The organism is Myroides albus (genome assembly GCF_024722315.1).
In the GTDB taxonomy this organism is placed as follows: Bacteria; Bacteroidota; Bacteroidia; order Flavobacteriales; family Flavobacteriaceae; genus Flavobacterium; species Flavobacterium album_A.
Genome location: NZ_CP102754.1, coordinates 1,975,288 through 1,994,480, shown reverse-complemented (window position 1 = coordinate 1,994,480; position 19,193 = coordinate 1,975,288). Strand labels below are relative to the sequence as shown.

Here is a 19,193-nt window from a genome sequence, read left to right as displayed (position 1 = left end):
AATTAGTTATTTTGTTGTTCATCTAATAAGTCAGAGATAATATCCTTATAACTCTTTTCTTGTTTAGATTTTAATTTCTTATCTCTCTTATTCATCTCCTCTTTTAAACCTTTCTGTAAACTATAACACATCACTATCAAAATCACAGCAAAAGGTAATCCCGTAATAATAACAGCAGTTTGTAAGGCATCTAATCCTCCACCCCATAGTAGGACAATCGCAATGAATCCTTGAGCAAAAGACCAGAAGACTCTTTGCCATACAGGTGATTTTCCATAGCTACCTGAAGTAATATTATCTACTACTAAAGAACCTGAATCTGAAGATGTAATGAAAAAAGAGAATATTAGAATAATTGCTATAATTGACAAAAACTTAGTCATTGGGAAATTCTCTAAAAACACAAACAAAGCAGTAGAGATATCTTCCTTAACAGCAGTAACCATTGTTAAATCTCCCGACAATATAGTATCTAAAGCACTTCCTCCAAAAACGTTCATCCACAATAGCGTAATCAACCCTGGCACAATTAATACACCGAGAATAAACTCTTTAATTGTACGCCCTTTTGAGATTCTAGCAATAAAACTACCTACGAATGGAGACCAAGCAATCCACCATGCCCAATAAAATATGGTCCATGAATTCTGCCAACCTGATCCTTGATAAGTGTCATTCCAAGTACTAATGTCAATAAAATTAGCCAAATATGCTCCTGTATTTTGTACATATCCTTTCAGAATAAACAAAGTAGGCCCCAAAATGAAAATCAATAGCATAAAACCTGATGCTATATACATATTGGCGTTACTCAACAATTTAACCCCTTTATCCAATCCAGAGAATACGGATATAGTAGCAATACCAATTACTCCGATGATAATAATAGCTTGGATACCTGGCGTGATTTCCCATCCGTATAAATAGCTAAGACCAGCTGAGATCTGTGTTACACCTAAACCTAAAGAAGTAGACAATCCAAAAACAGTAGCTAAAGCCGATAAGATATCAATAATATGTCCCCACCAACCGTGTATCTTTTCTCCCCAGAAAGGATAAAATAAAGAACGGAAAGTCATTGGGAGTTTTCTATTGAAACCAAAAAAAGCTAATGCAAGACCTACCATTGCATAAATAGCCCAAGCGTGCAATCCCCAGTGAAGACCCGTAAATTCCATAGCTTGAGTTGCAGCTTCAATATCGCCATCAACTGCTCTTGGTGGATTAAAGAAATGGGAAACAGGCTCCGCAATACTAAAGAACATAATTCCAATTCCCATACCTGTACTAAATAGCATAGCAAACCACGAAGGACGACTAAACTCTGGTTCAGCCTCATCTCCTCCAAGGCGAATACTTCCAAACTTACTAAAGGCTAAATACAGCGCGAAAATCAAAATTATATTAACAGTGATTACAAAAAACCATCCGAAATTCTCGGTAACAGCTAATTGAGCCACGTGAAACCATCCACCTACCTTATTTGGAAAAATCAAACAAACCGCTATTAGAGATATAATCAATAAAATAGAGGTAATAAATACAGGGGGATTAATGACTAATTGTTTATTGTCAATTAATTTTTTAAACATGAGTTATACTATTTTTAATTAATAATTATAACCCAGTACTTTAAAATAAAAAGGATCATTTTTCAGTATTCGAAAAATAATAAAAGCAAAATAGATGATATATTTTTACTCAGTCGTTTAATAAGTGGTTATGGTTTAATAGTCTCTTAAAAAACGATCCTAATAAAAAGGGACTTTTCTCTATTGTCGAAAAAAGATAAAAGCAAAATAGTTAGTGTATTCTTACTTAAGTAGTATAATAACAATAATTATACATTCCCAATAAAAAGCACTGAATTGAATCTAAGTGTTAATAAAAAAAGGCGGTTAGCAACAGTTGCAACCGCCTTTAATATATTATATTATCCTAAGAAAGGATATTTATAATCAGTTGCAGGAACAAAAGTTTCCTTAATTGTTCTTGGAGAAACCCAACGTAATAAGTTCAATACTGAACCAGCTTTATCGTTAGTTCCTGAAGCTCTTGCTCCACCAAAAGGTTGTTGACCAACCACAGCTCCAGTTGGTTTATCATTAATGTAGAAGTTACCAGCTGAGTTTACTAATGCTTCAGTAGCCTCAACAATTGCATAACGGCATTTAGAGAAAATTGCACCTGTTAATGCGTAAGCAGAAGTTTCGTCTACTAATTTTAATGTTTCTGTCCATTTAGCATCTTCATACACATAGATAGTTAATACAGGTCCGAATAATTCAGTCTGCATCGTATCGTACTTAGGATTTGAAGTCAAAATTACAGTTGGTTCAATGAAATAACCAACCGATTTGTCATATTTACCACCTAAGATTACTTCAGCATCACTTGCCGCTTTTGCTTGGTCTATTGCTTTTGCTAACTTATCAAAAGAGCTTTCAGAGATAACTGAAGAAACGTAATTTGTTGGATCTTCTGGTGATCCCATTTTAATAGTAGCTAAATCAGCTGCCATAAAATCTTTTACTTTATCCCATAATGAAGCAGGAATGTAAGCTCTTGATGCAGCAGAACACTTTTGTCCTTGGTATTCAAAAGCACCTCTTGTAAGAGCAACAGCTACTTCTTTTGGACAAGCAGATGGATGCGCTAAAACGTAATCCTTTCCTCCTGTTTCTCCTACGATACGAGGGTATGTTTTATAGTTATTGATATTTTGACCAATTTTATTCCACATACTGTTAAACACACCTGTTGATCCAGTAAAGTGAATACCAGCAAAATCAGGGCTTGCTAACAAAGTATCAGTAATCATAGCTGAGTCTCCATAAACAACATTGATTACACCATCAGGTAAACCAGCTTGTTTGAATACCTCAACAATTACTCTTGCAGAGTAAATTTGAGTAGCAGAAGGTTTCCATACAACTACGTTCCCCATCATTGCAACTGAAGACGGTAAGTTACCCGAAATTGCAGTAAAGTTAAATGGTGTAATTGCATAAACAAATCCCTCTAATGGTCTGTGCTCTAATCTATTCCAAACACCATCTGTTGAAGTTGGTTGTTCAGCATAGATCTGAGTCATATATTCTACATTGAATCTCAAGAAGTCAATAAACTCACATGCAGAGTCAATTTCAGCTTGATGTAATGTTTTCGCTTGAGCGATCATTGTAGCAGCATTAATCTTAGCACGGTAAGGACCTGCTAATAATTCAGCAGCTTTTAAGAAAATCGAAGCTCTGTGCTCCCATGGCATAGCAGCCCATTTCTTCTTTGCTTCTAAAGCTGTAGCAATAGCTTTTTCTACTAATGCTTTATCTGCTTGGTGATAAACACCTAATTTATGTTTGTGATCAAAAGGAGGAAATAAATCTTTTGTATTTCCAGTTCTGATTTCTTCTCCACCAATATATAATGGGATATCAACTTGAGAATTGTATTGCTCTTTAAAAGAGTTCAACGTCAACTCTCTCTCTGTAGTTCCAGGAGCGTATGATTTTACAGGCTCATTTACAGCTTTTGGAACATTATAGATTCCTTTTGGCATATTTGTTATGTTTAAGTAGTTTATTAAAAATTGAATGATTACAAATATAAATAAAAATAAAGGAAGATATTTCGCTTATCTCCTTTAAAAGCAACAGTATTTAGTTCATACTGAATGGTGCTATTAATTGAAAACGCGGAATTAAAACTTTAAATGTAGAATTATCCAATAAGTTATTTACGGTATAATTTCCCTCCATAGTTCCCATAGTAGACTCCAGAACACACCCACTTCGATAGGTATGTGAATCATCAGGATACAATATAGGTTGCTGTCCAACTATCCCTTCTCCTTGCACAAACTCAAATCCGTTAGTAGAGTCAAAAATCTTCCAAAAACGAGAGTCTATCTGTATGATTGCATCAGAGTGATTTTCAATAGTTATTTCATAAGTAAAAGCATAACTAAGCTTCTTTTTTCTATAAAAACTACCTTCATAAGCCGTTTTTATAGATATCTTCACACCTTTGGTTACCTTCGTAATCATAATTATTGCTAATTGATACATCAAAACTAATCATTTTATAGCAGAATCCCCAATTTTTAGAGTTAAAAAGCTTTAAAAGTAAATTATATTAAACATATACGCTTTTTTAATAACAATATCACAATTTTAATCACTGCAAATTATCAGAAAACCATTCGCATTTTGCACATTGTTAGTTTGTAATATCTTGTGCATTGATAAATCCGTAGCCTATTGCACGATCATATAGATCGATACTTCCTCTGTAATACACTATTACTTGGTAAGTATTGGTTGTCAATGCAAAATTACCATCTGCATTCCACTCTGGAGCAACCTTTCGATCAACAGTTGCTGTGTAATTGAAGTTAGTGAACCCTTGCTTAATTAATATCGCCTTCTCATAGACATCTTTCTCCTCATTATACACCAACTTATTACTTGATGTCAACTCGTAATCATTAAACATTCCCGTAACGTAGTAATCGGTATTCTCAGGCATATCTAACTCTGGACTATACGAAAAATAAACCCAGCTATACTCTCCCTCCGTCGAAACCTTCTTATACTGGTTAATCATACGAGGATAAAAGTGACCATTCAAATCGGGAAAATACGTATACACCTTTGCCCTTCTACTCTCATTGATATGCAAATATGTATTATAAATACCATTCGTTACATTTGTCGCTCCAATCATATTGTTCACTTGTCGAATATCGCTGTTGTCGAAATTCAAATACTGATTACCTCCCCAGAACTGTGTTTCCTCATCATATTTGTAAACCAAGTCTGTTCCAATAATATACTGAGGTGCAATATTGTGTAAAAAGCTATCCCATCTGCCATTCTGAAAGATTGCAACTTTAATATTTTTCATGGGGTTCTGATACTCAGCTTCTCCCATAGGGACACTGAACTCCAAGCGCTGTTTCGAATCGTAAAAGTCCAAGTTTCTTGTCCTTTTTACTTGTAAAGACACCTTGGCATTATCCTCATACAAGACAAACTTTCTTCGGATGACAACCTCATTTTGATCGTCGTAAATCTCTAAGGCATAATTACCACTCTTGGTGATCTTATATTGGGAATTGGGCAAAGTCAAACTGTAATGCGTATAATCTTGTAAGGTATTAAACGAGTTTTCATAACTGCGTATACGCTGATTATCCATTCCATCGATATACTCAATCGTCCTCAACTTAGAAGGGGTCCAATCGTAATTATAAGCTTTTACTCTATAATAATAGTTGCTTTCATCTCCATATAAGTCATCAAATTCTAATGTAAAACTCTCTCCTAATCTAAAATGGGGAAATGTCGATTGATTTCCCCTCATAAACGAGGCCGACTTAATATAATCTACAGTAATATTTTGAGGAACTTGTCCCATGGATACCACCGTAAACAAAGTACACAAGAGAATAGAGATTTTTGAAAGCATGATGATCTATTTAAAACCCTAAGATACTATTTTTTTAAAATAGGACTGATTACTTTTTCGAAATCCAACATGCTGTGTAACTTATAATCTACAAAGTTAAATCGCTCATCGTCGTATGGAAGGTTATCGGGAATCGCAATTACAGTCATTCCAGCATTACGACCAGATTGAGATCCCGTAATTGAATCTTCAACAGCAGCGCAATGAATAGGCAAAGAACCTAAATTTGCAGCAGCTTTTAAGTACACATCTGGAGCGGGTTTGCCATTAGGTACCTCAAAAGCAGAAACCAATGTTTCAAAGTAACTTCTAATATTAAGTTTATCTACAGCTACATCAATTAACCCCACAGTTGAGTTAGTTGCTAATCCTATCTTGATCCCATTCTGTTTCAAGAATTTCAACGTTTCAACTACGCCTACTTTTGCTTCTCCTTGTTCCTGTATTAACTCCCCTACACGATCAATAACAGCCTTTTCAACCTCCTCAAATGTCTTACCTTCCCATGGGTACATACTATACCATAATTCCGTTACTTCACGAACAGTTTTACCAGTCGTTTGATGTGCAATTTCTTCTTCCCAGACAGCACCAAGTTCAGTAAACACCTCCCTTTCTGCTTGTTGCCAGAATTTCTCAGAGTCAATTAACGTACCGTCCATGTCAAATATTACTGTATCTATCATCGTATCTCTTTTTTATTATTCGCAAACGAAGATACTGAAATATCAAAGGAATCGAAAAGACATTGGTCCTAAGCTAACAACTATACATAAGGAGATGATGCAAACTAGTACTATTGAATAAAAAAAGGTTGTAAAATCACCTTTGCAATGAATAGGATTATATTGTTTTATAACACACTGGAATGATCTCTCCAGCCGCTAAACAATACCTGTCGATTTGCTCAGCAGTTAGCTTATCTGTGTAATATACTTCTTCAACTTGAAAACCTATAGCTCTAAGTTTGTCAAAGTAATCACGCCCATAAACCCTAACGTGATCATACTGTCCAAAAATACGTGTACGCTCTTTTGGGTCTGTAATAGAGTCGTCTTGAAAAGTCACTTCACGTGATAAGTCTTGAGGTATTTGAAAAATCCCCATACCACCAGGTTTTAAAATGCGATATAATTCTTGCATCGCCTTAGTATCATCAGGTATATGTTCTAATACATGATTACAAAGGATGACATCAAAACTATCATCTTCAAAGGGAAGATTACATATATCAGCCTTTACATCGGCCAAAGGAGATTCTAAATCAGTTGTAGTATACGACAGATTAGCCTGTTTCTTAAATCTTTTGTAGAAAGCTTGCTCAGGAGCAAAATGAAGTACAGTTTTTGAAGCAGTAAAAAAATCTGTTTCACTCTTTAAATAAAGCCATAAAAGGCGGTGTCTTTCTAAAGAAAGTGTACTTGGAGAAAGTACGTTATGACGTTGTGTAGCATAACCATAAGGCAAAAACGAACGAAAGCTTTTACCATCTATTGGGTCAGTATAACGACTGCCTTTAAGATATAAAGCCAAAACAGGGCGAACAATATAACTCAGCCGAATTAAAATCGGCCGAGGTACAATGTTCAATATCGTTTTGAATAATTTCTTCATAAAAGAATTAAGGAGAATTAAAGCACTAAAGGTTTAGCTCTAAACTCATCCTCTTCGTTACTCACAATACCCAATGCTTGATAGATATACTGGAAAGTAGATAACAATTCAGGCTTTCCATTAACCATAGCTACATCGTGTTCAAAATGCGCAGAAGGCTTTCCATCACGAGTAACGATAGTCCAGCCATCGTTTAATTGCTTGATGTTGCGAGTACCTAAATTAATCATAGGTTCAATTGCAACTACTTGTCCTTCGATAAATTTCTTCCCTCTACCAGGCTTACCGTAGTTTGGCATTTCAGGATCTTCGTGCATTTTTCTACCCAGTCCGTGACCTACTAACTCGCGAACAACAGTATATCCTTCAGCCTCGCAATATCTTTGAATAGCACTACCTACATCTTCCACGCGATTTCCAATTCGGAACTCACGAATACCCACGTATAGAGATTCTTTTGTGATTTGTAATAACTTCTTTACTTCTGGTGCAACTTCACCAACTTCAAATGTATATGCATGATCTCCATAAAAACCATTCATAACAGTACCACAGTCAATAGAAACGATATCCCCTTCTACAATAGGTTTATCGGTAGGTAATCCGTGTACGATTTGTTCATTTACACTTGTCAAAATAGAAGATGGACAACCATAAAGTCCTTTAAATCCAGGCACAGCACCGTGATCTCTAATAAATTCTTCCGCTTTTCTATCTAATTCTAAAGTCGTTACTCCTGGCTTTAGTTCCGTTGCGAGCATCCCTAATGTTTTTGAAACTAATAGGGCACTTTGTCTCATCAACTCAATTTCTTCTGGAGTTTTTGGAATAATCATACCTTGTATTTTTTTAGTGTTACAAAATTACGTTTTTAGATTCAATGAAAAAAATGAATAGATATAGTTTTTGCTTTGGCTATCAAAAGCAAAAGCGTAATTTAGTCCAGCTAATCTATTAACCGCTACAACAGTATTAACATTATTAAAACACTACAATGAAACACCTGACAGCAGTAGAAGCAGCCAAATTGATAAAATCAAATGACCGAATATACTTACACTCGGTAGCCTCTACTCCCAATCACTTAATAGATGCAATTGTTGCGAGAGCTGACGAGTTAAAAAACGTTGAATTTTCTCATATACACACGCTGGGATCAGCACCATATGCTGACCCCAAATACAAAGAGAGCTTTAAGGTAAATTCCTTTTTCATTGGTGGAAATGTAAGACATACAATCAAAGCAGGCAATGGCAGTTATACACCAGTGTTTTTGAGTGAACTACCAAAGCTATTTAGAAGTGGATTAGTTCCTTTAGATGTCGTACTCCTTCAAGTATCAACGCCTGATGCTAATGGTTTTTGTTCATTAGGACCATCAGTTGTAGCTGAACCTGCAGCAATAGAAACAGCTAAGTTAGTTATTGCACAAGTAAACAACTACTTACCGCGTACTTTTGGTGATGCTACTTTACACCTATCTCAAATTGACGTTTTAGTACATCATGACACCCCTATTCTTACAGAGTATAGTTCAACTATTAGTGACGCTGAAGATAAGATAGGCAGTTTTATCGCTGAAATGATTGACGACGGCAGTACATTACAAATGGGAATTGGCTCAATTCCCGAAGCAGTTTTACTTAAACTTAGAAATCACAAACACTTAGGACTACATACCGAAATGTTTGCTGATGGAGTGATTGACCTCATTGAGGCAGGAGCACTTGATTGTTCTAAACAAGTAACAACGAATCGAAAAGCGACTTCTACTTTCTGTGTTGGTACAGAACGCTTATATAAGTATATTGACAATAATCCTTTCTTTGAATTAAGAGAATCTTGCTATACCAATGATCCTTTTGTCATTAGACAAAACCCTAAAGTAGTTGCCATTAATTCTGCTGTAGAAATTGACCTTACTGGTCAAATAGTTGCTGACTCTATTGGACACCGATTATACTCAGGTGTGGGCGGTCAAGTAGACTTTATGCGTGGAGCCACAATGAGCGAGGGAGGTAAAGCTATTATCGCTCTATCCGCTACAACTAAGAAAGGTGAAAATAAAATTGTTCCCACTCTTAAACCTGGCGCTGGTGTAGTCACGTCAAGAGCACACGCACAATTTATTGTAACAGAATATGGAGTTGCAGATCTCCGAGGAAAGACTATTGACCAAAGGGTACATGCTTTAGCCAATATTGCTCATCCTGACTTTAGAGATGATATTATTAAAGAATATTACAGTTTAACAAGATAATTTAAAAAGAGTAACTTAGAAAGTTACTCTTTTTTATTTCTTCTCGGATGACTACCTCCTTCTTAACCTATATTAAGTTGGTATGAGGGAACATATCTTAACTTTGTAAGTGAATTTAAAAGGGTAAAATTATGAACAACAAACTTATATTTAGAGCTGACAGTAGAGGATATGCTAACCACGGTTGGCTAAAATCATATCATACTTTTAGCTTCGCAAATTACCAAAACAACGAGAGAATACACTTTGGTGTTCTTCGAGTTTTAAATGACGATTATGTAGCTCCTGGAATGGGATTTGGAACACATCCACATGAGAATATGGAAATCATTTCTATTCCGCTAAATGGCAGTCTATCACATAAAGACAGCATGGGAAACGGCACTATTATAAACACAGGAGAAATTCAAGTGATGAGTGCAGGAACAGGTATTAATCACAGTGAGTTTAATCCAGATGAAACTAACGCCTCACAATTCCTACAAATCTGGCTATTTCCAAATAAACTAAATGTAAAACCACGTTACGATCAACTTAAGCTAAACAAAGAGGATCGAGCAAATCAATGGGATCAAATACTATCGCCTAACCCAGACGACAAAGGGGTTTGGATTCACCAGAATGCTTGGTTTCATCTCACTGATTTAGATCAAGACAGAGAACTACGTTACGAATTAAAAGACAAATCAAATGGCATATTCCTATTTGTATTAGAAGGCGAAATAAGCATAGAAGAAGATGTTCTACACAGACGAGATGCGATTGGTTTTGACGAAAAGGAATCTTTCTCTATCAAAGCAAGTAAAAATAGTCAAGTCTTATTAATGGAAGTACCTATGGAACTTCCTGCGTACTTACAATAAATAACGTGAGTTCGACTTAAGCTATTAGTCTATTTTGATCAATAATGTCGTTAATATTATTAATAGAAGGCTTTTTCGGGAAGTATGAATATGTAATCAAAGCAGCTAACATATTTGCTATAAAATTATTAAAGGATCTGTGTCTTGTATGTTCTACTTGACACATATTCTTTAATTCATCATTTACAGTTTCAATAAGTGCTCTTTTCTTTAAATGTATTTTATCGGCAAGTAGCATCATTGAGTTCTTCATGTTTTTTTTGATTTTAGTAACTAAATGTACTCCATCAACGAACATTTGTTCAAAAAGATCTTTACTGATATATCCTTTATCTCCAAAGAGTTTACCAAAAATACGTTTATGAAAATTCAATTCTTTTAAAGGTTTTCTATCATCAACATTGGCTGGAGTTAATAAGAAATCAAGTATTTCACCTTTATCATTTATAATTAAATGAAGTTTAAACCCCATAAACCAACCAATAGAACACTGACCTTTTGTTGCTATATTCTTAAATGTTTTATGCTGCTTTTCTCTTTTAATGTGTGACACTCTTAAAGGAGTAGAATCTATAAATGAAACTCCTGTACATTTGCCTAATCTATTAGATTTTAAGAAGATTCCTAAAGGTACAATAACCGTTTTTTGTAGTTCTACAAAGCGATTATAAGAAACAGTTTTAGGAAATTCCTTTTGCATATGAACTTTTACATAATCAATATAATAATGTTTTAAACATCTAAAACCACTATCATGAAATAAAATCAAAATAGTCATTACTTCACTTGCATTAAGTGTTGACTTTCGATTACGTTTTTTCTTTGTACTATCTGATTCAATACTATGAGATTGCAAAACATTTGAATATGCTTTAAAAAATTCATCGACTTCATGATAAATTTCAGTAATTTTGTCTGTAGATAACATAGAGATAGTTTTAGTTAAATATTTGTGATTCAGAACCTTAAATATACTAATCCTATCTCTTTTTTTATAGCTTTTTTTTGCTTTTTCTTATATCGAACTCACGTTAAATAAACACTTTCAATCTAAATATTAAAGTGAATAGACAGGCGTCTGTTCACTTTTTTTATGAGTGAAAATCAATTGATATTTCACAACAGGAGTAACACTTAACTTACTAACCCAAAAAACGGAGTTTGAACCCAGATTCATTAGTCAAATACTACAAAGCAATTCTAATTCATATCTCTTGTATTAGTTCTAAAACCTTACTATGGTAGGCTCTACTCACTAATTCAAAGTTATTTTGTACAATTACTTTTCGTTTGCCTAATCTGGGTTCAACAAAGAGTAACACCGATAATCTCTGATACTCGTTCACGGAATATCATTACAGTTAAAATAAAAAAAGCTCGCCTTTACAAGCGAGCTTTTATATATCACAAAAACGATTAAGAATTAGCCATTCTTAAGGTTTCTAACTTCTTCTTCTGTAAGGAATCTCCATTTACCTCTTGGCAAATTCCACTTTGTCAAAGGACCATACATCACGCGATCAAGTTTAATCACATTGTAATCTAAACTTTCGAAAATTGCGCGAACCAACTTTACGTTAGATGCTTTCAATTTAATTCCAATCTCAGTTTTAGGCTGGTCTGCTACATAAGCAACCTCCTCAACGAATACACGTCTTTCGTCAATGTAAACACCTTTTTGTATCTTTTCTAAGTCTTCGTACTTCAAGTTCTTATCAATAGTTACTTGATACATTTTAGAAGAACGCTGCTCAGGAGAATTAAGCTTCTGAATAAGAGCTGTATCGTTTGTAAACAACATTAATCCAAGTGTTGACTTATCCATACGTCCTACAGGTACAATTGGATAATTTGCAGCTCCTTTTACTAATGACAATACATTCTCAGGGCTTACAACTTCCTCGTTAATTGTAGAGAATCCCTTAGGCTTATTCAACAACACATATACTCTTTTTTCAGGGGTAATAACAGTACCGTCAAAGTTAACAACATCATTAGGCTTCACTTTATAACCTAATTCCGTAACCACTTCACCATTTACCTTTACATTTCCCGAAACGATATAGATATCAGCTTCACGTCTTGAACAAACACCTGAATTACCGATATACTTATTTAAACGAATCTCATCAGACTCTTTTACTTGTTTTATAACTTTAGGTTTTTTGTCAAATGGCTTATTCGATTTCCCATACAACTTCTTTCCATCACTGCTACCACCTTGCTTGAAGGTCTTCTTCTTATCGGTATTACCACCACCACTACGAGTAGATTTATTATTATTTCTCGAATTTGACTTACCGTTATTCATATTAAATTATTTTTGCAAAGATAGTTAAACTAATTCTCTATTAAAGAATGTTTCTAAAAATAGGGTGCAAACTTACAAAGTTTCTTCTAATAGTATCTTACCACTAACTAAAACATCAGGTTTAATTAACATGATTGAAAATACACCTAACAAGATTAACAATTTCAAACTAATGTGAAGTTTGTGATATTCGGATACTGAATTGGCCTTCCAAAGCATGATCAAAAACACGATTAATACCGTACAGCTTAAATAGAAATAGTAGTTCATATATCCTATATCCAAATAGCTAACCAAAACGTAAATCGGAATAAAAGCGATTAAAACTAACACACTAACCACCTGCTTAGCCACACTTTCACCAAATCGAACAGGTATCGTTTGGTAATCGTTTGCAAAATCACCTTTAATATTTTCCATATCTTTTAGCAACTCTCGTATTAAAATAAGAATATACAAAAAGAACGCATGAATAAATATTCCAATATAATAAGATTGAAAGTACATTAATATACCAAAAAAAGGCAACATAGCTAATAAAGAAGCAGTCAAATTACCTACTAAGGGGTACTTCTTCAACTTATGAGAATAAAACCACAGTAAGAAAATATATACCGCAAAGAAAATAGAAGCGTGAATAGAAACGGGTATCAGCAATAAAACAGAAATAAAGTTAAGAGCAAAATAAACTCTTAATTTAGTAGCTTGACTAACAAGGCGATCTAACATAGATTTTATTGGCCTGTTAATCAAATCTTTCTCTGCATCGTAAAAATTATTGATAATATACCCACCGGCAATTGCCAACGAAGACGCGAAAATAATCAGAAAGAGTCTCCAATCTAAAATAACATCTAATGCTCTTTTTTCAGGAGCAAAAATAAAGATTGATGCAAGATATTGCGCAATAACAATAATCAAAATGTTATAACCTCTCACAACAGAGAACAAGCTGAATATTTTAGCTAAGAGTATTTTATTTTTCCTAGATAACATTAAGTGAATTGCCTGTTTATTTCGCGATTGCGAAAGGTTAGAACTTTTATTTTATTTCTTTAGAATTGATAAACTACTTCCAATTCATATTCTTTCAATGATTCTTTTGCTTTTTCGATATCAGGAGTAAATCCAAGGATATATCCCCCTCCACCTGATCCACAAAGTTTTAAATAATAATCATTTGTTTCAATTCCCTTTTGCCATACTTGATGAAACTTCTCAGGAATCATAGGTTTAAAATGATTAAAGACAACAGCAGAAAGTTGTTTGGTATTTGAAAAAAGGTTTTTAAAATCACCTTTTAAGAAACTCTCAACACATTCGTCCGTATGTTTAATGAACTGCTCTTTTAATACGTTTCTAAAACCTTGATCTTTTAGCTTTTCCATAAAGATAGTAATCATCGGAGCTGTCTCGCCTACAATACCGCTATCTATTAAAAACACAGCCCCCTTACCATCAACACTTTGAGAAGGGATACCAGTAGGCTCAATATTGTCTTTTGAATTAATCAAGATTGGTAAACTCAGATAACTATTCAAAGGATCTAAACCAGAACTTGTTCCATGAAAAAAAGCTTCCATCTTACCGAATATTCCTTTAAGGATCAACAACTTGTCCTTAGTCAAATTTTCAAGAACTGTAATCTTATCCTTTGCGTACTGATCGTAAATTGCCGCAACCAAAGCCCCACTACTTCCTACTCCATATCCTTGAGGAATACTGGAATCGAAATACAAACCTCTATTAATATCTACTAAAAGAGCATCAATGTCAAACTGTACTAATGTCGGTTCAGCTTCTTGTAAATCCTTTAAATACAAAGCGAAGTTCTTTAAACTTGCATTTGACTTTAAAGCAAATCCTTCCAGATTATCTTCAACCTTCAAAGCTCCATTATAAAAATTATAAGGAATAGACAATCCCTTTGAATCTTTTATAATTCCATATTCACCGAACAGAAGAATTTTTGAATAAAATAAAGGTCCTTTCATAGTTACTTTACGATTTTTTTTTCAATGCAAAAATAAGCAATATTATACACTTAGTTATTTTTTCAATTGGATTTTTATAAATATCTATTCTTAAAGCCATAAACACAATGTCTACAGCCGTTTTGACAGCAATACCCTTTCATTAAATGATACAGTTCTGTAAATACAAAATACCCGTTTTCGATATAATAATGTACTCCTTCAATCATCTCACTTCGCCTTTTGGGAAAATCTTTTCCTTTTGCTTGAGCAACTAAATCATTGATATTTTCAAGACAGGTATTACACAAACACTTGTGATAGGTCTGTTTCAAAAAAAGACGTGTATCATTGCTCACCTCAACCTTACTGCAATCACAATCAGCAATCTGATCAACTTTACATTCTATCTCCTGTTTACAATGTGTACACACTTTATTTACAATCATACTTACCTCATTGTTGCAAAGTTATGAAACTGAACACCTCCAGTACCATAAACGGTTATACTATATGTTGAACGTTGTCCTGTAGGACGTTCCATTTCAACATTGATTACATTTTCTCCTTTTTTTAGAGGAATACGCGTATAATTTACTTTTGCTGGCAAAGTTTGCCAGTTTCTGGTATCTGCTTTCTCTGAAAACATATTAAACAACTGTACTCCGAATCCAATACCTTCCAGAACTGCATTTGCCTCTCCGTCTTTTCCATTGGATTTTGCTGCTGCTTTCAATGCGTATTCAGCTGCTTTTTTAACTGCCATACGCGTTAAAATATCACCTAATTCTTTTCCTGCTCTTTCTTTTAAAGTCATTACAGCTAAAGCATCAATATCTTCAACCAATTCAAAAGAATAGTTGTAGTCATTCGATTTCGCTAAGGCCTTAAAATAAGGTGGCTGTTGCACAATATACTTTGGATAGGCAATATTCAAACTGTGAACATCATTCAATGTAGTCCCTCCAGAAATATTTAAACTAACAGGAATCATAATTCCAAGAGCATTTGTAAAAAACAGTCCTCCCTTTTCACCTTTTACAAGAGTGAAAACGATATTCTCTTCCGTTTTTATAGGAGCCATACCATTTTCCCAAAAAATAACTAAATCTCCTCCTTCACTTTCCTCTTTAGGATTATACTTTAAGTTGAATTCCTTTTGATAAGCATTTAATTCGCCAGTAAACCCAAGATTATAAGCCATGCGCAATAAATCCATCTTTAAAGCTCTTGGCGTACTCACACCGTAATAAGAACCTTGAGCAGATTTAAAAACTTCCACTGCATTGCGATAAGCAATAAATGCATCATTGTAATTTTTTGCATGTTCGTAAATCAACCCCTGAAGAATTAGCGAAAAAGCATCTTTCGAATAGCGAGTAGTCTTGTCTTTATACTTATCTCCTTGAGCGTAATTTTGCAGAGAAATTCTTCTTGCTTCAACGACAGCTTCTTGAGTTTCTCCTAAAAACAAATAATTCAATGCCTTGTAATAATGCAACATAAAAATCTCAAACTCCTCACTTTTATAACTTTGAGACATTGAATTTAAGAATAAGCCGACAGCAACATCTCCGACACTTTTAACCGCATCCTCAATCAATAAATCCGCTTCGTTCAGATAATTATTACTCTTAGCATACTCTCCTTGAAGGTGGGCTAACCTACCTTTCTCCATAAGATATAAAAGCTTGTTTCGATCTTTCTTTACTAAGGCATTCTTATCTAATGACTTTTCAGCCTCAACGTAATCACCTGCACCTACCTTCTTATAGTAATCAGTTATTCTATCGTGATATGATGCACATCCAAACACGAAGAACATCAGCGCAAAAAGCACTGATGTTCTTTGTAATATACTTATGGTTCTATTTAAAACCATGAATGTCTATTTATTAACGTTTTACATATTTAGCGATTTTCTTATCTCCTACCCAAACCACTTCATTTGTTTGAATATTAGTTAACTCTAAATTAACTTGATAATAAACCACTTTTTGTTTTTTGTGAGAATCAACTATTGAGTTAATTGAACCTTGCAACATAAAGTCTGCACCTTGTTCAAGTCCAAATTTTTTCATTGAAGATACTGATGCATTTGTTTGTTGATCAGCTCTCTCTCCTCTAAGTTCCTCGCGTTTTTTACCACCTTGTACTAAACGTACTCTTTGTGACTGAATAAACGCTTGCTCTACATCCTTTACAAAAGTTTCAGCTTCAATATGCTCGTGACTTTTATTGTAAACCATACCAACAATCACTACAGGTCTTTTCCCTTCGTTCTCATCTTGATAATTATAAATCCAAGGCCCTTCTAATACTTGTTTTGTCATTTGTTGCGCAACTTCTCTCGAATCAGAGTTATTCCATCTTCCACTAATATCAATAGTTTCATCAGTACTTACTCTTGTTACTTGACGTCCACAAGACGAGATAAACAATCCTGACACTGCTAAGATTGCTGCTAATGCAATACGTTTCATCTGCATAATTTTCTTATTTTATTTTTCGTTTAGCTATTTATTTTAAATTGAGAAGAACCAGTTACCTGTTTTAAAACCAATACTTGGTCTTAACCAGTTCCAATTCCATCCGCTATTGTATCCATTATAGTACCCACCATAACTATTACCATAGTAATCAGAGTAATAGTGATTTCTACCATACTTAGCTCGTGCCATTCGCTCCTCGTGTTTCCACAATTTACGTTGCGCTTTTCGCTCTTGCTTAGCCTCATACCAATCGTATGCCTTATATGTATCCTGAACCGTAGTACTCAAAGTTGTAGTCAATGAGTCTTTAATTGCAACATATTTATACATACTATTTCTATAGTTTGGGTTCTGATCTTCAACTAATTCTTGACCATAAGATACTTGTCCAATCAAGACAGTACCTAACACTATTCCGAATATTTTCACCAAATTTTTCATAACCAAAATTTTTTAGTTTATAATATAGGCAATAAATATACCATTACATAAAGATACAAAATTATTTTATTTGTTCTGCGCCAAAACCAATTTCATCTACAATAAATTGCTGGTTTTGACATAAAAGAGCCAATTCTTGTCTAATAAAAGTCATCACAAAATCTTTATCTTCTTTTGGAAACAAAACGTGGACATTTGCCCCAGCATCTAAAGTAAAGCACACAGGTATTGCCGTTTTTTCTCTGAAAGCCCATATTTTCTCAATGATCTGAAGTGTGTTTGGCTTCATTAAAATAAAATAAGGCATAGAGGTCATCATCATCGCATGAAGTGTTAAAGCTTCACTTTCTACTAACGACACAAAGCCATTAATATTACCCTCTATCAAAATCTTTTTCAACTCACTCAAATTAACATGAGCTTGTTCAAATCGCTTTTCTGCATAAGGATGATTATTCATCAAATTGTGACCAACTGTACTCGATACCTTTTTCTCTCCTTTGTCAACTAATAAAATTACATCGCAAAAGGATTTGAACTTAGGATGTACTTCATAGGGAAAATCTACCCCATACAAGTTAGAACTACCTGACACTTCTGCTTGTTCACCCCATACAACGATACTTCCTGAAATACTTCTACAAGCACTTCCTGAACCCAATCGCGCCAAAAAAGACGCCTTTTGATCAAAATATGCAGTTGTCATAGTGGGATTCAACGCTTTCTCTAATGACATCACGTTCACAGCCAATGCAGCCATACCTGATGCAGATGACGCTATCCCCGAACTGTGCGGAAAGGTATTTTTCGTATCAATTGCGAAATGGTAATCCTCTATATAAGGGCAATACTTCACTATACGCTCAAAGAACTTCTGCACTTTGGGCTTAAAGTCCTCTTTGGGCTTACCTTCAAATAGCAAATCAAAGCTTATCCCCTTCTCAGATTTCACTCTATAGTCAAGAGATGTAATCGTCTTACACTCAGATAGCGTAAAGCTCAAAGAAGGATTGGCAGGTATCTGATCTCCTATCTTTCCCCAGTATTTGACCAATGCGATATTACTCGGTGCACTCCATGTAAAAGTCCCCTGTAGTGCAGTCGACTTATCTACTTCTTGATTAAAAATAAAATCTTCTATATTCATTTCTTCTTAATTTCTATCTTGACAAAAATACTATCTTTTCTTGATTGTCCCCCTATTCCAAACAAAGTAATCGCTTTTGTGAAACTGTATTTGCTCATAATCGCTATTAACTGCCAATTTTATTCTCCTAACACATCCCTATTTTCTTCGTAAAACCCATCTAATATTGAAATTACACCTGTAAAGCTCAACATCACATCTCTATTAGAGAGCAACTCTTACCTAAAATACTATCTTAAATAAAACTTCGACTCAGTTCATTCTTTGACAAGAAACACTAATAAACTTTCTTTAGCTGGAAACTATACTTCTAACAAAAGTAAAAAGAGAGCGAAAACAAAAATTCGCTTCTTTCTATTCGTATCTCCGATGTATCGTTCATGTATCAACAAGCCATTGCTCTCTATGGCATTCTCATGGGCGTGCTAAAGGAGTATTGAAACAAATAGATACAAGTGTAACTAATACCAGAGTTTTAATCACCAAAAAAAGAATCAAACCTGGTGTAAGAAACACACAAAACAAGGTGAAATCATTTCAAGCCAGCAGTTTATTACTTCCACATCTCTATTGACTCCCTACCGATGATTTTGTTCCAATGTGTTTGGGTATTGCTTCGGGTT

Annotated in this window: 18 protein-coding genes; 2 read left to right on the top strand and 16 right to left on the bottom strand. The window is 34.4% G+C overall.

What is annotated here, in order from left to right; translation table 11 throughout:
• Positions 1-2 precede the first annotated feature (2 nt).
• The 7 genes from tmaT to map form a co-directional block, all read right to left on the bottom strand.
• Positions 3-1,592: a trimethylamine transporter TmaT gene (tmaT, locus tag NWE55_RS09185; RefSeq protein WP_155090986.1), complete on the bottom strand. Its 1,590-nt coding sequence runs from the start codon at positions 1,590-1,592 to the stop codon at positions 3-5.
• A 341-nt stretch (positions 1,593-1,933) separates the two neighbouring features.
• Positions 1,934-3,559 (bottom strand): L-glutamate gamma-semialdehyde dehydrogenase, encoded by a 1,626-nt coding sequence (gene pruA, locus NWE55_RS09180; protein WP_155090987.1) that lies wholly within the window; start codon positions 3,557-3,559, stop codon positions 1,934-1,936.
• A 100-nt stretch (positions 3,560-3,659) separates the two neighbouring features.
• The gene (gene apaG / locus NWE55_RS09175) at positions 3,660-4,046 is read right to left on the bottom strand and encodes a Co2+/Mg2+ efflux facilitator ApaG/CorD (protein WP_155090988.1); all 387 of its coding nucleotides are present in this window, start codon (positions 4,044-4,046) and stop codon (positions 3,660-3,662) included.
• Between the two features lie 172 nt (positions 4,047-4,218).
• Positions 4,219-5,469 (bottom strand): type IX secretion system plug protein, encoded by a 1,251-nt coding sequence (locus NWE55_RS09170; RefSeq protein WP_155090989.1) that lies wholly within the window; start codon positions 5,467-5,469, stop codon positions 4,219-4,221.
• Positions 5,470-5,495: 26 nt separating this feature from the next.
• Positions 5,496-6,155 (bottom strand): hexitol phosphatase HxpB, encoded by a 660-nt coding sequence (gene hxpB, locus NWE55_RS09165; protein ID WP_160339280.1) that lies wholly within the window; start codon positions 6,153-6,155, stop codon positions 5,496-5,498.
• A 157-nt stretch (positions 6,156-6,312) separates the two neighbouring features.
• On the bottom strand, positions 6,313-7,083 hold the full coding sequence (locus NWE55_RS09160) for a class I SAM-dependent methyltransferase (protein ID WP_160339279.1): 771 nt from the start codon (positions 7,081-7,083) through the stop codon (positions 6,313-6,315).
• A 17-nt stretch (positions 7,084-7,100) separates the two neighbouring features.
• Positions 7,101-7,919, bottom strand: a complete 819-nt coding sequence (map, locus tag NWE55_RS09155) for a type I methionyl aminopeptidase (protein WP_155090992.1) — start codon at positions 7,917-7,919, stop codon at positions 7,101-7,103.
• 158 nt (positions 7,920-8,077) lie between these two features.
• Here map and NWE55_RS09150 point away from each other — a divergent pair, with 158 nt between their 5' ends.
• Entirely contained in the window at positions 8,078-9,343 is a 1,266-nt protein-coding gene (locus tag NWE55_RS09150) for an acetyl-CoA hydrolase/transferase family protein (protein ID WP_155090993.1), read from the top strand.
• Between the two features lie 131 nt (positions 9,344-9,474).
• Complete coding sequence (locus tag NWE55_RS09145; RefSeq protein WP_155090994.1) at positions 9,475-10,206, top strand: pirin family protein; 732 nt, start codon at positions 9,475-9,477, stop codon at positions 10,204-10,206.
• A 16-nt stretch (positions 10,207-10,222) separates the two neighbouring features.
• Here the strand turns inward: NWE55_RS09145 and NWE55_RS09140 are convergent, their stop codons facing one another.
• From NWE55_RS09140 to NWE55_RS09100, 9 genes are all read right to left on the bottom strand, one after another.
• The gene (locus tag NWE55_RS09140) at positions 10,223-11,134 is read right to left on the bottom strand and encodes an IS982 family transposase (protein ID WP_258204032.1); all 912 of its coding nucleotides are present in this window, start codon (positions 11,132-11,134) and stop codon (positions 10,223-10,225) included.
• Between the two features lie 495 nt (positions 11,135-11,629).
• The gene (locus tag NWE55_RS09135) at positions 11,630-12,517 is read right to left on the bottom strand and encodes a pseudouridine synthase (protein WP_155090995.1); all 888 of its coding nucleotides are present in this window, start codon (positions 12,515-12,517) and stop codon (positions 11,630-11,632) included.
• A gap of 72 nt (positions 12,518-12,589) precedes the next feature.
• A complete protein-coding gene (locus tag NWE55_RS09130; RefSeq protein WP_155090996.1) occupies positions 12,590-13,513 on the bottom strand; it encodes a geranylgeranylglycerol-phosphate geranylgeranyltransferase in 924 nt (307 codons plus the stop codon).
• A gap of 59 nt (positions 13,514-13,572) precedes the next feature.
• Positions 13,573-14,511, bottom strand: a complete 939-nt coding sequence (locus NWE55_RS09125) for a mevalonate kinase family protein (RefSeq protein ID WP_155090997.1) — start codon at positions 14,509-14,511, stop codon at positions 13,573-13,575.
• Positions 14,512-14,585: 74 nt separating this feature from the next.
• Entirely contained in the window at positions 14,586-14,939 is a 354-nt protein-coding gene (locus NWE55_RS09120) for a cysteine-rich CWC family protein (RefSeq protein ID WP_155090998.1), read from the bottom strand.
• A 2-nt stretch (positions 14,940-14,941) separates the two neighbouring features.
• Positions 14,942-16,372, bottom strand: coding sequence for a COG3014 family protein (locus NWE55_RS09115; RefSeq protein WP_160339276.1), 1,431 nt, complete (start codon positions 16,370-16,372; stop codon positions 14,942-14,944).
• A 13-nt stretch (positions 16,373-16,385) separates the two neighbouring features.
• Positions 16,386-16,979 carry a penicillin-binding protein activator LpoB gene (locus tag NWE55_RS09110; protein ID WP_155091000.1) on the bottom strand — a complete coding sequence of 198 codons (594 nt, stop codon included), beginning with the start codon at positions 16,977-16,979 and terminating at the stop codon, positions 16,386-16,388.
• 36 nt (positions 16,980-17,015) lie between these two features.
• Positions 17,016-17,423, bottom strand: a complete 408-nt coding sequence (locus NWE55_RS09105) for a hypothetical protein (RefSeq protein ID WP_155091001.1) — start codon at positions 17,421-17,423, stop codon at positions 17,016-17,018.
• A 61-nt stretch (positions 17,424-17,484) separates the two neighbouring features.
• On the bottom strand, positions 17,485-18,570 hold the full coding sequence (locus NWE55_RS09100; RefSeq protein ID WP_155091002.1) for a diphosphomevalonate decarboxylase: 1,086 nt from the start codon (positions 18,568-18,570) through the stop codon (positions 17,485-17,487).
• Between the last annotated feature and the right edge of the window lie 623 nt (positions 18,571-19,193).

Coding starts and splice junctions, on each gene's coding strand:
- tmaT (WP_155090986.1), bottom strand. CDS start 1,592: ATGTTTAAAAAATTAATTGACAATAAACAATTAGTCATTAATCCCCCT.
- pruA (WP_155090987.1), bottom strand. CDS start 3,559: ATGCCAAAAGGAATCTATAATGTTCCAAAAGCTGTAAATGAGCCTGTA.
- apaG (WP_155090988.1), bottom strand. CDS start 4,046: ATGATTACGAAGGTAACCAAAGGTGTGAAGATATCTATAAAAACGGCT.
- NWE55_RS09170 (WP_155090989.1), bottom strand. CDS start 5,469: ATGCTTTCAAAAATCTCTATTCTCTTGTGTACTTTGTTTACGGTGGTA.
- hxpB (WP_160339280.1), bottom strand. CDS start 6,155: ATGATAGATACAGTAATATTTGACATGGACGGTACGTTAATTGACTCT.
- NWE55_RS09160 (WP_160339279.1), bottom strand. CDS start 7,083: ATGAAGAAATTATTCAAAACGATATTGAACATTGTACCTCGGCCGATT.
- map (WP_155090992.1), bottom strand. CDS start 7,919: ATGATTATTCCAAAAACTCCAGAAGAAATTGAGTTGATGAGACAAAGT.
- NWE55_RS09150 (WP_155090993.1), top strand. CDS start 8,078: ATGAAACACCTGACAGCAGTAGAAGCAGCCAAATTGATAAAATCAAAT.
- NWE55_RS09145 (WP_155090994.1), top strand. CDS start 9,475: ATGAACAACAAACTTATATTTAGAGCTGACAGTAGAGGATATGCTAAC.
- NWE55_RS09140 (WP_258204032.1), bottom strand. CDS start 11,134: ATGTTATCTACAGACAAAATTACTGAAATTTATCATGAAGTCGATGAA.
- NWE55_RS09135 (WP_155090995.1), bottom strand. CDS start 12,517: ATGAATAACGGTAAGTCAAATTCGAGAAATAATAATAAATCTACTCGT.
- NWE55_RS09130 (WP_155090996.1), bottom strand. CDS start 13,513: ATGTTATCTAGGAAAAATAAAATACTCTTAGCTAAAATATTCAGCTTG.
- NWE55_RS09125 (WP_155090997.1), bottom strand. CDS start 14,511: ATGAAAGGACCTTTATTTTATTCAAAAATTCTTCTGTTCGGTGAATAT.
- NWE55_RS09120 (WP_155090998.1), bottom strand. CDS start 14,939: ATGATTGTAAATAAAGTGTGTACACATTGTAAACAGGAGATAGAATGT.
- NWE55_RS09115 (WP_160339276.1), bottom strand. CDS start 16,372: ATGGTTTTAAATAGAACCATAAGTATATTACAAAGAACATCAGTGCTT.
- NWE55_RS09110 (WP_155091000.1), bottom strand. CDS start 16,979: ATGCAGATGAAACGTATTGCATTAGCAGCAATCTTAGCAGTGTCAGGA.
- NWE55_RS09105 (WP_155091001.1), bottom strand. CDS start 17,423: ATGAAAAATTTGGTGAAAATATTCGGAATAGTGTTAGGTACTGTCTTG.
- NWE55_RS09100 (WP_155091002.1), bottom strand. CDS start 18,570: ATGAATATAGAAGATTTTATTTTTAATCAAGAAGTAGATAAGTCGACT.